The organism is Streptomyces sp. PsTaAH-137 (assembly GCF_003259365.1).
Lineage (GTDB): Bacteria > Actinomycetota > Actinomycetes > Streptomycetales > Streptomycetaceae > Streptomyces.
On record NZ_QLLY01000001.1, the window covers coordinates 691,512 to 706,334 of the forward strand.

12 protein-coding genes are annotated in these 14,823 nt (G+C 71.4%); 4 read left to right on the forward strand and 8 right to left on the reverse strand.

What is annotated here, in order from left to right:
* Window positions 1-107 precede the first annotated feature (107 nt).
* On the forward strand, window positions 108-1,424 hold the full coding sequence (locus K377_RS03015; RefSeq protein WP_111661478.1) for an aromatic acid/H+ symport family MFS transporter: 1,317 nt from the start codon (window positions 108-110) through the stop codon (window positions 1,422-1,424).
* A 50-nt stretch (window positions 1,425-1,474) separates the two neighbouring features.
* Here K377_RS03015 and K377_RS03020 read toward each other — a convergent pair whose 3' ends face one another.
* Window positions 1,475-3,076: a DHA2 family efflux MFS transporter permease subunit gene (locus K377_RS03020; RefSeq protein WP_111661479.1), complete on the reverse strand. Its 1,602-nt coding sequence runs from the start codon at window positions 3,074-3,076 to the stop codon at window positions 1,475-1,477.
* A 105-nt stretch (window positions 3,077-3,181) separates the two neighbouring features.
* Window positions 3,182-3,655 carry a MarR family winged helix-turn-helix transcriptional regulator gene (locus K377_RS03025; RefSeq protein WP_111661480.1) on the reverse strand — a complete coding sequence of 158 codons (474 nt, stop codon included), beginning with the start codon at window positions 3,653-3,655 and terminating at the stop codon, window positions 3,182-3,184.
* A gap of 323 nt (window positions 3,656-3,978) precedes the next feature.
* Between K377_RS03025 and K377_RS03030 the strand changes: the two genes are divergently transcribed.
* Window positions 3,979-6,186 (forward strand): MMPL family transporter, encoded by a 2,208-nt coding sequence (locus K377_RS03030; protein WP_111661481.1) that lies wholly within the window; start codon window positions 3,979-3,981, stop codon window positions 6,184-6,186.
* Window positions 6,187-6,205: 19 nt separating this feature from the next.
* Here the strand turns inward: K377_RS03030 and K377_RS03035 are convergent, their stop codons facing one another.
* Entirely contained in the window at window positions 6,206-6,835 is a 630-nt protein-coding gene (locus K377_RS03035; RefSeq protein WP_181512461.1) for a TetR/AcrR family transcriptional regulator, read from the reverse strand.
* 92 nt (window positions 6,836-6,927) lie between these two features.
* On the opposite strand from K377_RS03035, the gene K377_RS03040 reads away from it, so the two are divergent.
* Both K377_RS03040 and K377_RS03045 read left to right on the forward strand, forming a co-directional pair.
* Window positions 6,928-7,731: a bifunctional 2-polyprenyl-6-hydroxyphenol methylase/3-demethylubiquinol 3-O-methyltransferase UbiG gene (locus K377_RS03040; protein ID WP_111661482.1), complete on the forward strand. Its 804-nt coding sequence runs from the start codon at window positions 6,928-6,930 to the stop codon at window positions 7,729-7,731.
* 160 nt (window positions 7,732-7,891) lie between these two features.
* Complete coding sequence (locus K377_RS03045; RefSeq protein WP_146614679.1) at window positions 7,892-8,074, forward strand: hypothetical protein; 183 nt, start codon at window positions 7,892-7,894, stop codon at window positions 8,072-8,074.
* A 22-nt stretch (window positions 8,075-8,096) separates the two neighbouring features.
* On the opposite strand, the gene K377_RS03050 is transcribed toward K377_RS03045, so the two are convergent.
* From K377_RS03050 to K377_RS03070, 5 genes are all read right to left on the reverse strand, one after another.
* Window positions 8,097-9,554, reverse strand: a complete 1,458-nt coding sequence (locus tag K377_RS03050; protein WP_111661484.1) for a family 43 glycosylhydrolase — start codon at window positions 9,552-9,554, stop codon at window positions 8,097-8,099.
* 110 nt (window positions 9,555-9,664) lie between these two features.
* A complete protein-coding gene (locus K377_RS03055) occupies window positions 9,665-10,603 on the reverse strand; it encodes a carbohydrate ABC transporter permease (protein ID WP_111661485.1) in 939 nt (312 codons plus the stop codon).
* A gap of 1 nt (window position 10,604) precedes the next feature.
* Window positions 10,605-11,510, reverse strand: a complete 906-nt coding sequence (locus tag K377_RS03060; protein ID WP_111661486.1) for a carbohydrate ABC transporter permease — start codon at window positions 11,508-11,510, stop codon at window positions 10,605-10,607.
* 20 nt (window positions 11,511-11,530) lie between these two features.
* On the reverse strand, window positions 11,531-12,874 hold the full coding sequence (locus tag K377_RS03065) for an extracellular solute-binding protein (protein ID WP_111661487.1): 1,344 nt from the start codon (window positions 12,872-12,874) through the stop codon (window positions 11,531-11,533).
* Window positions 12,875-12,959: 85 nt separating this feature from the next.
* Window positions 12,960-14,768, reverse strand: coding sequence for a glycoside hydrolase family 2 protein (locus tag K377_RS03070; RefSeq protein WP_111661488.1), 1,809 nt, complete (start codon window positions 14,766-14,768; stop codon window positions 12,960-12,962).
* Window positions 14,769-14,823: the final 55 nt, after the last annotated feature.

Genomic DNA, 14,823 nt, shown 5'->3' on the forward strand with positions numbered 1-14,823 from the left:
TCCCCCCATCCGGTCGCGTGAGCCGCACGCCGCACCGTCCCCACCCACCGCCTTTTGCAGCCAGGGACCAGGATCCCCACCCGCGTCCCGCACGAGAGGAAACAACGATGTCCTCCTCCGCCACCACGTCACTCGCCGAGGCGAGCGGCACCGCGGCGCACAGAAGCCGTAACGCCGTCATCGCCCTGTGCTGGGCGCTCGTCCTGCTCGACGGCATCGACACCTTCATCTACGGCTCGGTGCTGCCCAGCATGCTCGGGGAGAAGACCCTCGGCCTGACCGCCGCCACCGCGGGCAGCATCGGCAGCTGGTCCAACTTCGGCATGCTGCTCGGCACGATCCTGTCCGGCATGGCGTCCAACTGGATCGGCCGCCGCGTCGTGGTCCTCACCAGCGTGTGCGTCTTCACCGTCGCCACCCTGGGCACCGGATGGTCGCAGAGCGCCGGCATGTTCGGCGCCTTCCGGTTCGTGTGCGGGTTCGGCCTCGGCGCACTGCTGCCGATCGCGATCTCGTACGGCATGGAGTTCACCAGCAAGGGCCGCCGCGCCCTCGCCACCGGCGTCATCATGACCGCGCACCAGACCGGCGGCGCCGTGGCCCCGCTGATCGCGCTGTGGCTGGTCGACGACTTCGGCTGGCGCTCGGCGTTCCTCGCCTCCGCGGTCCCGGCACTGATCCTGCTCCCGGTCGCCTACAAGCTGCTCCCCGAGTCGCCGACCAACCTGCTGACCCGCGGCCGCCGCACCGACGCCGAGCAGCTCGCCGCCTCCTTCGGCACCGAACTGCCCGAGCCCAAGACGACCCGCACCGGCGCGACCGACAAGCTCGACGCCCTGAAGAACCTCTTCCGCGGCGGCCAGTGGTCCACCACCCTGTGCTTCTGGCTCACGTCGTTCGCGGGCCTGCTCCTCGTCTACGGGGTCGGCCAGTGGCTGCCGAAGATCATGGTCGATCTCGGCTACGACACCGGCGACTCGCTCCTGTTCTCCACGTTCCTCAACGTCGGCGGCATCTGCGGCATGCTCATCGCCGGCCGCACGGCCGACCGGATCGGCCCGCGCAAGGTCGTCATCGCCTGGTTCGTCCTCACGGCGGTCTTCGTCTACCTCATGGGCGTCGAGATGGCGGTCGGCGTCCTGTACGTGGTCGTCTTCTTCGCCGGCCTCCTGCTCTTCTCCGGCCAGACGATGGTGTACGCGACGGTCGGCACCCACCACAACGACGAGGACCGCCCCACCGCGCTCGGCTGGGTCTCCGGCATGGGCCGCTTCGGCGCCATCTTCGGCCCGTGGATCGGCGGCGCGCTGATCTCGGCGGGCAACGCCGACCTGGGCTTCACGATGTACGCCTGCGCGGCCCTGTTCGGCGCCGTGATGATGGCGCTCGCCGCGCTCACCATCAAGGCACGCGCGAAGGCCTGACGGCGCACCGGTGCCGGGCGCCCCTCGACGGGAGCGCCCGGCACCGCCTGTCAGTGCCCGTGCTGCGGGACGCCCCGCCCGCGCAGCACGACGGCCGACGCCACCGCGCCGAGCGCGCACAGCAGCCCGGTGACGAGCGCGGCGGTGTGCACCCCGTTCATGAACGCCTGCGAACTGCCCTCCACGACGGCGGACTTGAGCCCGCCGGGCATCGACCCGGAGACCGGCGCGACGCCCATCGACACCGCGTCCCTCGCCTCCGCCAACGGCCCGGCGGCCTGCTCCGGCACCCCGGCCGAGACCAGTTCACCGTGGAGCGTGGCTCCGACCCGGCCGCTGATCAGGGAGACCAGGACGGAGGTGCCGAGCGCTCCGCCCACCTGGAGCGCGGTCGCCTGGAGTCCGCCGGCCACGCCCGCGTCCTCGACCGGCGCGCTTCCGACGATCGCCGCCGACGACGCCGACATCACCATGCCGACACCCAGGCCGAGCGCCACGAACGGCGGCCACAGCGCCCCGTACCCGGACTCCGCGCTCCAGGTCAGCATCAGGAACGACGCGGCGCCCTGCAACACCATGCCGAGCGGCATCGTCAGCCGCGGCCCGAACCGGTCGGTCAGCGCGGCCCCGAGCGGCGAGGCCACGACCGAGGCGAGGCTCAGCGGCAGCGTCCGCACACCGGCCTCGACCGGCGAGAACCCGCGCACGTTCTGCAGGTACAGCATCACGAAGAAGATCCCGCCGAGCAGCACGAAGAAGTTCAGCGCGGTGATGACGGTGCCGACGGTCAGGGCCGGGCTGCGGAACAGCCGCATCGGCAGCAGCGCGTGCGGGGTGCGCGCCTCGAACAGGCCGAACGCGACGAGCAGCACGAGGCCCGCGAGGATCGCCCCGACGGCCCCGGCCGACCCCCAGCCCCAGCTCTCGCCCTTGACCACGCCGAACACCACGACCAGCATGCCGAGCGCCAGCAGGACCACACCCACGACGTCGAACTTCTGGCCTGCTGCGGCCGTGTTCCTGCTCTGCGGCAGCACGAACGCGCTGACGGCGAGGGCGAGCACGCCGACCGGCGCGTTGATGTAGAAGACCGACTCCCAGTTGACGTGCTCGACGAGCAGACCGCCGACGATCGGGCCGAGCGCCGTCGACACCGACGACACCATGGCCCAGATGCCGACCGCCATGCCGAACCTGCGCGGCGGGAAGACGGCCCGCAGCAGCCCCAGGGTGTTCGGCATCAGCAGGGCCCCGAAGAAGCCCTGCGCGGCGCGGAACGCGATGACCAGCTCGATCGACCCGGACAGGCCGATGGCCACCGAGGCAAGGGTGAACCCGGCGACACCGACCAGATACACGGTCCGCCGCCCGAACCGGTCGCCCAGCTTCCCGCCGAGGATCAGTGCGGCGGCGAGCGCCAGCAGATAGGAGTTGGTGACCCACTGGAGCCCGGCGGTCGAGGCGTGGAGGTCGCGGCCGATCTCCGGGTTGGCGATGGAGACCACCGACCCGTCGAGGCCGACCATGAACAGGCCGAACGCGACGGCGATCAGCGTCAGCCAGGGATTGGCGCGCCGCCCGGCGGGCGCCGGAGCCGGCTGCGCGGGGGCGAGCTGGACTGCGGACGACGGGGCTACCGACGAAGGGGGCATACGACTGCCTTGTCTGATACGGAGGTTGAGCGTGCCGGGGCACGAAAGAGCCCTGCCCCGGACGGCCGGGACAGGGTGGGATGCGGCAGGACGGGGAGGGCTGGGTCAGTCCTCGGTCGGCCGCAGATGGGTGTCGAGCGCGTTGAGCGCGCCCAGCGCGGAGCCGAGCGCGTCCAGCTCGCCGCCCGTCAGATGCCGCAGCGCCGCCGACAGGTGACGGCGCGCGATGCCCTCCGCCTCCGCGATGCGCTCGCGCGCCACCGCGGTGGTGTGCAGATGGGCCACCCGCTTGTCCGCGGCGTCGCCGCGCCGCTCCAGCAGTCCCTCACGGGTGAGCTGGGAGACGAGGGCGCTGACATTGTTCGCCTGCATCAGCAGGGACCGCGCCGCCTCGCGCACGGTGACACCCTCCTGGTCCGCCACGAGACGGAGCAGGGTGATCTGGGCCTCGGGCAGCCGGTCGTGCGGGAAGTCCCCGAGGATCCGCCGGTCGAGCGTCCGGTGCAGCGTCGGCAGGCACGCCGCGAGCGCGGAGGCGACGCGGTCGATGTCCTGGCGGGCGGCGGCGGCAGCGGGCATGCCGCCGAAGATAGGTCTACGGAGATAGGTATGTCAACATAGGTAAAACGTCGGGGTCGCGACGGCCAGGACATCAGGGTCGCGCTCCACCGTGGGGTTTACGCCGATGGGACCCGACTCCTCCCCGGGTATGACACCGCCCGCGGGCGCCTACCGCGTCCGTGGGCGCGGACTGTGGCTCAGAGGCTGACCCCTCGGCCCGCGCGGGCCGCGAGGATGGACACAGATCCTGCCGACCCCTCTGACGTGCAACGACGCACCACCGGGCGTGGTCGCACCTGCCTGAGAGACCTCTCACGACCCCGACGGGAGCCCCCTTCGCCGTGGCTACGTTCCTGTACAAACTCGGCCGGCTGTCCTTCAGGCGCCGCCGCTACGTCGCACTGCTGTGGGTGCTGCTGCTCGGCGGAATCGGCTTCGCGTCGTCGGCCGCGCCCGCCCCGCCCGCGGACTCCTTCTCCATGCCGGGCACCGAGTCGCAGAAGGCCTTCGACCTCCTCGACGAGAAGTTCCCCGCGGCCAACTCCGAGGGGGCGACCGCCCGCGTCGTCATCCGCGCGCCCGGCGGCGAGAAGCTGACCGATCCCGCGGCCAAGGCTGATGTGCGCACGATGGTGACGCAGCTCGGCGACGGACCCCAGGTGGCCTCGGTCGCCGACCCGTACAAGGCGAACGCCGTCAGCAAGGACGGCTCCACCGCCTACGCCTCCGTCACCTACAAGGTCGCCGGCACCGAGCTGACCGACAAGGCGCACGAGGCCCTGACCAAGGCCATCGACGACGCGCGCGCCGACGGCTTCACCGTCGAGGCGGGCGGCGACGCCGTCGAGGCCGACCAGGACATGGGCGGCAGCGCCGAGATGATCGGCATCGCGATCTCCGCGGTCGTCCTGATCCTCACCTTCGGCTCGCTGGTCGCCGCGGGCATGCCGCTGCTGACCGCGATCATCGGCGTCGGCATCGGCGTCTCCGGCATTGCCGCGCTCGGCAGCGTCCTGAACCTCTCCGGCACCACGTCCACCCTGGCCTCGATGATCGGCCTCGCCGTCGGTATCGACTACGCGCTCTTCATCGTCTCCCGCTACCGCGCCGAGATAGCAGAGGGCCGTGAGGGCGAGGAGGCGGCGGGACGTGCCGTCGGCACCGCGGGCTCCGCGGTCGTCTTCGCGGGCCTGACCGTCGTCGTCGCCCTGAGCGGCCTGTCGGTCGTCAACATCCCGATGCTCACCAAGATGGGCCTGGCCGCCGCCGCGACCGTCGCCATCGCCGTGCTCATCGCCCTCACCATGATCCCGGCGCTGCTCGGTTTCGCCGGCAAGAAGGTGCTGCGCCGCAAGGACCGCAAGGCGACGGGCCCGGTCGCCGAGTCCGGCAAGCCCAACCTCGGCACCCGCTGGTCCCGCTTCGTGCTCCGCCGCCCGCTCGGCGTGCTCCTCGTCGGCGTCCTCGGTCTCGGCGCGATCGCCGTTCCGGCGGCCAGCCTCGAACTGGGTCTGCCCGACGACGGTTCGTCCGCGCCGGACAGCACCCAGCGCAAGGCCTACGACATGCTGTCCGAGTCCTTCGGCGCGGGCTTCAACGGCACGCTGATGGTGACCGTCGACGGCAAGGGCGCCGCCGGTGCGGCGAAGCAGGTCGGCGCCGACCTCGCCAAGGTCGACGGCGTCGTGGCGGTCACCCCGGCCCAGGTCAACCCGGCCGGTGACACCGCGATCATCACGGTCGTCCCCAAGACGGGCCCGAGCGACCACAAGACCGAGGAACTGGTCCGCGAGATCCGCTCGGACGCCACGGACTGGCAGGCGCAGACCGGCGCCGAGATCCTGGTCACCGGCGCGACGGCCATGACGATCGACTTCTCGCAGACGCTGGACGACGCGCTGGTCCCGTACCTCCTGCTGGTGGTCGGTCTCGCCTTCCTCCTGCTGATGCTGGTCTTCCGCTCGATCCTCGTCCCGCTCAAGGCCGCCCTCGGCTTCCTGCTCTCCGTCGCGGCGGCGCTCGGCGCCGTGGTCGCGGTCTTCCAGTGGGGCTGGCTCGCCGACCTCTTCGGGGTGGAACAGCCCGGCCCGATCATGTCGATGATGCCGATCTTCCTGATCGGCGTGGTCTTCGGACTCGCCATGGACTACGAGGTGTTCCTCGTGACCCGGATGCGCGAGGCCTACGTCCACGGAGCGCGGCCCGGCGAGGCCATCGTGACCGGGTTCCGGCACGGCGGACGGGTCGTCGGGGCCGCCGCCGTCATCATGATCAGCGTCTTCTCCGGCTTCATCATGGAGAACAACAGCATGATCAAGATGATGGGCTTCGGCCTCGCCATCGCCGTCCTCTTCGACGCGTTCGTGGTCCGCATGGCGATCGTGCCCGCGGTCATGGCGCTGCTCGGCAAGTCGGCCTGGTGGCTGCCCCGCTGGCTCGACAAGGCGCTGCCCAACGTCGACGTGGAGGGCGAGAAGCTGCAGAAGACCCTGACCGCCGAGAAGCCGTCGGCGCAGGAGGACCGCGAGCTGGAGCCCGCCCAGGGCTGATCCCCGCACCACCGCTCGTTCAGGGCCCGCTCCGACTCGTCGGGGCGGGCCCGTCGGTCTGTCCGGCGAGCGCTCCGCCCACGACCGACTCCACGATCTTCCGGACCTCCGCGCGCCCGGGCGGGCCGTCGTCGCGGCCCGCGAAGAGGAGATGGCCGGTGCCGACCAGGGTGAGGGCGAGCGTGTCGACGTCGGTGGCGGGCGCGATCCGGCCCGCCGTGCGCTCGGCGCCCAGATAGGCGATCAGCGCCTGCGTGGCCTGCGCGAGCACCGTGACACCGGGGCGGCCCGCCGCCCGCAGCCGGGCGCGCAGGCCGTCGCGGAAGGTGATCAGGGTGACCAGCGCCAGCGCGACCGGGGTGAAGAGAGCGGTCAGCGCGTCGGTGAGATGGCCGACGACGGAACCGGTGCCCGCCGACCCGGCCAGCGTCGCGCCCCGCGCGTCGATCCCGCCGACCCGGTCGAGGATCAGCTCGCACAGGAACGCGTCGAAGTCCGCGAAGTGCCGGTGCAGCACCCCCTTGGCGCAGCCCGCCTCGTCGGTGACGGCCCGGCTGGTGAGCGCGGCGGCGCCGTCCCGCAGCAGCACGCGCTCGGCCGCGTCGAACAACTGCGCGCGCACATCGCGGATGGCCACCCCGGTCGGCACCTGCGTCCCCCTTCGTCGGATGGGCCCACCGTGGACAAGTGGGCATGCGCCCACCGTAGACGAGTGGGCATGTGCCCACCTAGAGTGGGCGCATGCCCACTAACCCTGCCTCCGGTCCGGACGCACCGCACAAGGCCCGTGGCATGGCGGAGTCGTTCGGCACCGACCCCGCCCGCTACGACCGCGCCCGCCCCCGCTACCCGGACGCCCTGGTGCGGCGGATCGTCGCCGCGGCGCCCGGCCGCGACGTCCTCGACGTGGGATGCGGTACGGGGATCGCCGCGCGCCAGTTCCGGGCGGCGGGCTGCACCGTCCTCGGCGTCGACGCCGACGCGCGCATGGCCGGCTTCGCGCGCGACCGCGGACTGCCCGTGGAGGTCGCCGGGTTCGAGAGCTGGGACGACGCGGGCCGCACCTTCGACGCGGTCGTCGCCGGGCAGACCTGGCACTGGATCGACCCCGTCGCGGGCGCGGCGAAGGCGGCGCACGTGCTGCGTCCCGGCGGCCGGATCGCCCTGATGTGGAACGTCTACCGGCCCGCCGGCGACCTCGCCGACGCGTTCGCCGCCGCCCATCGCGCGGCCCTGCCCGACGCCCCGCGGACGCCCTGGAAGCGCTCGGCCTCCGAGGCCTACGGCGCCCTCTTCGAGAAGGTGGCCGACAGCCTGCGCGCCGTCGCATCCTTCGGCGAACCCGAGCGCTGGGAGGTCGCCTGGGAACAGCCCTACACGCGCGACGCCTGGCTGGAACACCTCACGACCAGCGGCGAGGCGGCGCTGTACACCCCGCGTCAGACGGCGGACCTGCTCGCCCGCACCGGCGCCGTGATCGACGCGCGCGGCGGCACGTTCACGATGCCGTACCTCACCGTGGCGGTCACGGCTGCCGCGTCCTGACCTCCGGCGTCGCAGGCGTTGTCAGTACCGGGTGCTATCCCTGGGAAGGGAAGAAGCACGACGGACCGACGACGGAGGAGTCATCATCCAGGACGGACGGCAGCGGCGTTCCGGGCAGGACCTGTGTGTGCGGCGGCATCCCGAGACACAGGTGGAGTGCGTGCTCCCCGACACGCACTACCCGCGCCCGCACTACGCCTTGGACGGAACGGCATGGCACGACGGCCTGTGCGGCGCGTGCCACGGCAGCGGGAGCCGCGACGGAGAGGTCTGCGACTCCTGCCGCGGCGGAGGTTTCTGCCTTCTGGAGATCGAGATCGACGCGGACATCGAGGGGGAGTGAGAGATGAGGCCGTCGGGCGGCGTCAGTCCTTGTAGACCTCGGCCCGGTCCACGCTGACGAAGGAGCCGGTGGACGCGGCGCTGTGCTCGCCGGTGACCCGTACGCGCAGCGTGTGCGGGCCGCTCGCCAGGCGCGGGCTCAGGTACTGGAGCGTCTCGCCGGTGCGGATCGCGCCGTAGAAGTCGACGCGCTGTTCGGGCCCGCCGTCGACGCTGACCGCCGCGATCCCGTTCCCGGTGTCCTTGACCGACAGGAGCGCGATCCGGGTGCCGGAGAAGGTGAACGTCGCCGTGTTGCCGGCCTTGTCGCTCCAGTGGTCGTCGCTCCAGAAGCACTGCGCGGCGCAGCCGGTGCCCGAGTTCCAGGTGCCGGTGTACGTCACGCCGCCGTCGCCGCTGGTGCGACTGTCGTCGTTGATCCAGTAGTTGCCCGAGCCGGGGTCGCCGGACGGCAGGTTCTGGGTCGCGCCCATGGCGAGCGGCGTGCCGAGGTTCGGGCTGCCGTCGGCGTTCCAGGAGATCTTCTGCGCGCGGGTCGTGCGGTTGGTGTACGTGTTCGTGGACGTGGTCTTGGCGTGGTAGACCAGCCAGTCCTCGGTCCCGTCGGGGGACTTGAAGAAGGCGTGGTGGCCGGGGCCGAACACGCCGCGGGCGTCCGCGCGGGAGAACACCGGGCCCGAGGTCTGCGTCCAGTTGCCCGGGACGAGCGGATCGGCGTTGTCCGCGAGGGACATCATCCAGACCTGGTAGTCGGGCTTCCCGGTGTCGCAGGTCGAGTACGTCATCCACGTACGGCCGTTGCGGTTCAGGAACTCCGGGCCCTCGCGCACCTCCGGGCAGCCCCCGGCGGCATTGATCGCGACCGCGTCGCCCGACACGGTGTACGGGTTCGACATCGGCGCGATGTTCAGGCCGTTGTGCTGGTACGGGTTGATGCCGCTGTACGCGAGATACAGCTTGCCGTTGTGCTGGAGGATGCCCGGGTCGATCGCGAAGTCGCCGGTGTGGTTGGGCGGGGCGAGCTTCGCCTTGAAGTGGTACGGCCCGGTCGGGTCGTCGCCCGACGACTCCAGGACGAAGAGCCGGTGGTGGTCGTCCGTGCCGTCGTCGGCCGTGTAGTACAGGTACCAGTGGTTGTTGAAGCGGTAGAACTCGGGCGCCCAGATGTGCTGGTTGCGGGAGGTGTCGGTGTCCGTCCACACCGTCTTCGGCTCGGCGTCGAGCAGGGTGGCCAGGGACGGCGAGCTCCACATCTTGATGCTGTCGCCCTGGGTGGTGGTCAGGTGGTAGGCCCCGTTCGCATACGTCAGATAAGGATCGGGGCCGGTGTTCAGCGGGTTGCGGAAGGTGCCGCTCGCGGCCACGGAACTCGCCGGCCGTGCGGCGGGCTCCTGATGGGCGCTGGCCTGCGGGCTGCAGGCCAGCCCCGCGAGCAGTGCGAGGAGTGCGGGAACGAGGGCGGTACGGGACCGTGCGCGCACGAGCGGCTCCTTACATCGATGTAAGTCCCAGAGGTTCAGGACGTTAGGGAAGGGGGCGGTGCGGTGTCAACGAGGCGCTGCCGGTCAGGAGTTGCTCCTGGTGCACAGGGTTACTGCCCGCCGAGGCCCGTCGTCGCCACGGACTTGACGATGTGCCGCTGGAAGAAGACGAACACGGCGACCAGGGGCAGCGCCGCGAGCACGGCCGAGGCCATCGACTGCGCGTACTGGATCCCGTACGCGTCCTTCACCGTGGTGATGCCGACCGGCAGCGTCATCAGGGAGGGGTCGGACGTCGACACGAACGGCCACAGGAAGTTGTTCCACGCCCCGATGAAGACGAAGATCGCGACGGCCGCGAGCATCGGCCGGGACAGGGGAAGCAGCACCGACCAGAAGATCCGCCAGTGCCCGGCGCCGTCGATGCGGGCCGCCTCCTCCAGTTCGACGGGCAGCGAGTCGAAGTGCTTCTTCAGGATGAACACCATCACGGGCGCCACGGTCTGCGGCAGGATCACCGCCGCGTACGTGTCGAGGAGATGCAGCGTCAGCATCTGCTCGAACCACGGCACGATCAGGATCTGCGGCGGTACCAGAACCGCCGCGATCGTCAGGGCGAACAGCCACTTGCGGCCGGCGAACAGGGTACGGGAGAAGGCGTAGCCGGCCATCGCGGAGACCAGCACGGTGATCACGGTGACGGCGACGGAGATCAAGAAGCTGTTGAGCATCCACAGCGGCAGATCGCCGCGCTCCCACACGGTGCTGAACGCCTGGAGCGTGAAGCCGTGCTGCGGCCAGATCCAGTGCACCGGATCACTCGCGTCCGCTTCGGACTTGAAGGCCGTGAGCAGCGCCCACGCCATCGGCAGCAGCCAGATCAGGGCGGCGACCACGAGGACCACGAGGGCGAGGGCGCGTGTGGTGCGGCCCGCGCCGAGGGTGAGGTTCGTGGTCGTGCGGCCCTCGGCCCGGCCCGGCCGCGGCGGGCGGACGGGAACGATGCGCTGTCTGGCGGGGCGGACGGGGGCGTCGGTGGTGGTCGTCATGTCACTTCTCCCGGCGGCGGAGTACGGCGAACTGGGCGGCGGAGGCGAGCAGCACGAGGGCGAAGAAGATGTAGCTGATCGCCGACGCGTAGCCGAGCCGGTAGCCGGTGAAGCCGACGTCGTAGATGTACTCGACGACCGGCCGCGTCGAGTTGTTCGGGCCGCCCTTCGTCAGCAGGTACACCTGGTCGAAGACCTTCAGGGAGGCCAGGACCTGGAGCACGGTGATGACCGTCGTGATGCGGCCCAGCTGCGGCAGCGTGATCGAGAACAGGCGCCGCCAGGCACCGGCGCCGTCGATGGCTGCGGCCTCGTACAGGTGGTCGGGGATCGACTGGAGGGCGGCCAGGTAGAGCAGGAAGTTGAAGCCGACCGTCCACCACAGGGTCGTCAGCGCGATCGCCCACAGCGCCACCGACTCGTCGCTCAGCCAGGCGACCTGGTCGAGGCCGATCGCGCCCAGCAGGTGGTTGTAGACGCCGAGATCGGGCTGGTAGAGCCACAGCCAGAGCAGGCCGACGACACCGACGGGAAGCAGGTACGGCGCGAAGAACGCGAGGCGCCACACCCATTGGCCCGGCAGGCCGGTGTGCACGAGGAGCGCCATGCCGAGCGCCACCACGACCAGCGGGACGGTCGAGATCAGCGTGAACAGGACGGTGTGCCACAGGGCCCGCCACATCTCCGCGTCCCCGAACGCCTCGCTGAAGTTGTCGAGGCCGACGAAGGACGGGGCGTGCGCGGACAGCGCCTTGTCCGTGAGCGCCGTCCACAGGCCCTGGCCGAGCGGCCACAGCAGGAAGACGGCGAACAGGACGAGGAAGGGGAGGGCGAAGAGCAGGCCCGGGGGCAGCAGCCGGCGCGGCGACGGCGGTCCCGGCCGGGGTGAGACGTGCGGAGAGGACATCGTTGTGCCTCCAGGGAGTGTCAGGCCGGGCTGGGCTTGGAGAGGAAGGTGTTGACGCGGCGCACCATCGCGCGCGCCGCGCGGTCCGGGGAGAGACCGTCGAGCAGGGCCTGCTGGAGCACCTGCGACATGGCGTTCTGGAAGTCGGAGCCCGCGCCGACGAACCAGGCCGCCGGGTCGAGGACCACCTGCGACGCGGCCGACTTGTAGTGGGCCTGCGGCAGCAGTCCGGCGTACGCCTTGGTGCGGGTGACCGGCGTGTATGCGGGGATGTGCCCGGCGGTCGCCCAGGTCTGGCCCGCCTTGAGCAGCGCGGCCACGGCCTGGTGGGTGCGGCGGCGGTGCTCGGCGTCGGGGCTGTCGCGGTGGGGGAGCACGAAGGAGTGCGAGTCGGCGTAGATCGCGGGGGTGCCGAAGACGGTCGGGAACGGGGCGGCGTCCACCTTCTTGTCCGCGGTGCGGAACGTGCCGAGCTCCCACTCGCCGGACAGCGCCATCGCCGTCTGCCGGTTGGTGAACGCGGCCACGCTCGCGTTGTAGTCGAGCCGCTTGGGGTTGGCCTTGCCGTCGACCAGCTTGGCCATGAACGCGATGACCTCGGCCATGCGGTCCAGGTCCACCTTCGCGGGCCCGCCGGGCGGCAGGTCGAAGACGCCGCCCGTCTGCTTGTACAGGCCGTAGAAGAGCCGCCAGCCCTGCGCCGTGTCGTTGACGTACCCGAAGGAGATGCCCTCTTTGCCCGAGGCCTTCGCGAGCTCCCGACCGGCGGCGAGGAACTGGTCGGGGGACGAGAACGCGTCCAGGTCCAGCGTGCCGTCCGCCTTCAGAAGGCCCGCCTTCTTCACCGGCTCTGGGTGGAAGAACACGATGAAGGGGTGGGTGTCGAGCGGGATCGCGTAGGTCGCGCCGTCGTACTGCGTCCGGCTCCACACCGCGTCGGCGAAGTCGCCCTCGTGGACGCCGAACTCGGCCAGCAAGTCCATGTCCCACGGGTCCACGAGCCCGGTCGGCGCGTAACCAGCGAGCCGCGACATGTGCGCGACGGCCACGTCGGGACCGCGCCCGCCGGCCGACGCCATGGCCAGCTTCGTGTAGTACGGGGTGCCCCACTCCAGGACGGTGCGCTCGATGTGCGTGCCCCGCATGTCGGGCTGCGCCTTGCGCACCATCTCGTTGAGCAGGCCGCCGTCGGCTCCCTGGAACAGGTCCCACAGGCGGACCGTGCCGTCGCCCGCGGCCAGTGCGCTGCCGCAGCCGCTGAGCGCGCCCGCGCCGAGGACCGAGGCCCCGGCGGCGAGCGCGGCCGTCAGGGCGCGGCGTCTGGTGAGCGCGGGGCGACCGACGGGGGCGGGTGTGCCGGTCATGAGGCTCCTTCCCGGTGGGCGGCGGGGTCGTCCCGACACCGCCGCCCACGGACATACATCGATGTAAACGAGAGGATGGGCTGAGCTAGTTCACGTTCTCGAAGGCGGCCGCGCGGAGCTGGGCCGCCCGCAGCAGGGCGGTGTCGACCTTCTCGCCGCGGTCGAAGCGGTAGATGCCGTTGCGCTCCTGGAAGACGTCCGTGAGCTGGGTGTAGCAGTAGCCGAACATGTCCGGGTCGTCGAGCAGGACACCCGTCAGGCCGGTAAACCGCTCGACGAACTCCTCGGCGCTGCGCGGCCGTTCGCCGTAGCCCCAGGAGTCGTCGAGGACATTGCCGGCGGCCTCGGCGGCGGCCGCCGCGTCCCACCAGATGCCGCCGAACTCGCTGCAGAAGTACGGCTGCCCGCCGTACGGGACCGACCAGACGCGGCCGTCGGGGCCGGTGTTGAGGTACGGCCGGTTCTCCGCGAGGCCGCTCATGATCTTCGCGAACTCCGCCGGGTCCTGCTCGTAGCAGTGCGAGTCGTACACGTCGGTCTCCGGCACCCGGTGCGCGTACCCGGAGGCGTCGATCACCGGGCGGGTGCCGTCGGCCTGCTTCGTGGCCCGGAACATCGCGTGCGTGACGTCGTCGAGCTGTGTGATGCGGTCGTGCAGGTTCTGGTACGTCTCGTTGAGCGGGCACCAGCCGATGACCGAGGGGTGCGAGTAGTCCCGCTCGACGGCCTCCAGCCACTGGGTGACGTAACTGGCGTCGGGCCGCTGGTTGTCGTCGCGGACGCCGACCTCGCAGCCCCAGTCTCCGAACTCGCCCCACACCAGATAGCCGAGCCGGTCCGCGTGGTACAGGAACCGCTCCTCGAAGACCTTCTGGTGCAGCCGCGCGCCGTTGAAGCCCGCGGCGATGCCGAGTTCGATGTCGCGCACCAGGTCGGCGTCGCTCGGCGCCGTCATCAGGCCGTCCGGGTAGTAGCCCTGGTCGAGGACGAGCCGCTGGAAGACGGGCTCACCGTTCAGGAGCAGCCGCTTGCCGTCGATCGAGACCGAGCGCAGACCGGCGTACGAGGTCACCCGGTCCACCGGGGCGCCCTCGGCGTCGACGACCTCGAAGGTGAGGTCGTACAGGTGCGGGTCGGCCGGCGACCACACGCGCTGCCGGTCCGCGGGCACGGCGAGGGCCAGGCGCGGGCTGAGGTCCAGGTCGGCGCGGGCCTCGGCGGTGACGATCGCGCCCCGCTCGTCGGCGAGGGTGGCGCGCACCCGGTGGCCCGGGGCGTTGCCGGTCAGCGGCAGCTCCAGGTGGAAGGCGCCCGACGCCAGGTCCGGGGTGATCCGGGGCCGCCGCAGGGCGACCGTGCGCGGCACCGGCTCCAGCCACACCGTCTGCCAGATGCCGGTGGTGCGGGTGTAGTGGCAGTGCGAGTTCGCGAACCAGGTGGCCTGCTTGCCGCGGGCCTGCGGGCCGTGCCGGGTGTCGCGGGCCCGTACGACGAGCGTCAGCTCCTCGCCGGGAGCGGCGATGTCGCCGAGGTCCGCGGTGAAGGGGGTGAAGCCGCCGCGGTGCCGGGCGACCTCGGTCCCGTTCGCCCACACCGTCGCGTCGTGGTCCACCGCGCCGAAGTGCAGCAGCACCCGGGCGTCCGTCCAGTCGGCGGGCACCGTCACCGTGCGCCGGTACCAGACGGCCTCCAGGAAGTCCGTGTCGCCGATCCCGGACAGCTCCGACTCGGGGCAGAACGGCACGGTGATGCGGTCGGCCAGCTCCCGCTCCCGCAGGCCGCGTTCCAGACCGGTGTCGGACCGGTCGGTCTCGAACTGCCAGGTGCCGTTGAGATTCAGCCAGGCGTCGCGGGCGAACTGCGGTCGCGGGTACTCGGGACGGGGGACGGGCATGGTGCTCCTTGCCGGATCAATGCGGTGTGCCAGTCGGTGCGCGGCTCATGGCACC

Coding starts and splice junctions, on each gene's coding strand:
- K377_RS03040 (WP_111661482.1), top strand. CDS start 6,928: ATGCCCACTAACCCTGCCTCCGGTCCGGACGCACCGCACAAGGCCCGT.
- K377_RS03025 (WP_111661480.1), bottom strand. CDS start 3,655: ATGCCCGCTGCCGCCGCCGCCCGCCAGGACATCGACCGCGTCGCCTCC.
- K377_RS03065 (WP_111661487.1), bottom strand. CDS start 12,874: ATGACCGGCACACCCGCCCCCGTCGGTCGCCCCGCGCTCACCAGACGC.
- K377_RS03020 (WP_111661479.1), bottom strand. CDS start 3,076: ATGCCCCCTTCGTCGGTAGCCCCGTCGTCCGCAGTCCAGCTCGCCCCC.
- K377_RS03055 (WP_111661485.1), bottom strand. CDS start 10,603: ATGACGACCACCACCGACGCCCCCGTCCGCCCCGCCAGACAGCGCATC.
- K377_RS03070 (WP_111661488.1), bottom strand. CDS start 14,768: ATGCCCGTCCCCCGTCCCGAGTACCCGCGACCGCAGTTCGCCCGCGAC.
- K377_RS03060 (WP_111661486.1), bottom strand. CDS start 11,510: ATGTCCTCTCCGCACGTCTCACCCCGGCCGGGACCGCCGTCGCCGCGC.
- K377_RS03015 (WP_111661478.1), top strand. CDS start 108: ATGTCCTCCTCCGCCACCACGTCACTCGCCGAGGCGAGCGGCACCGCG.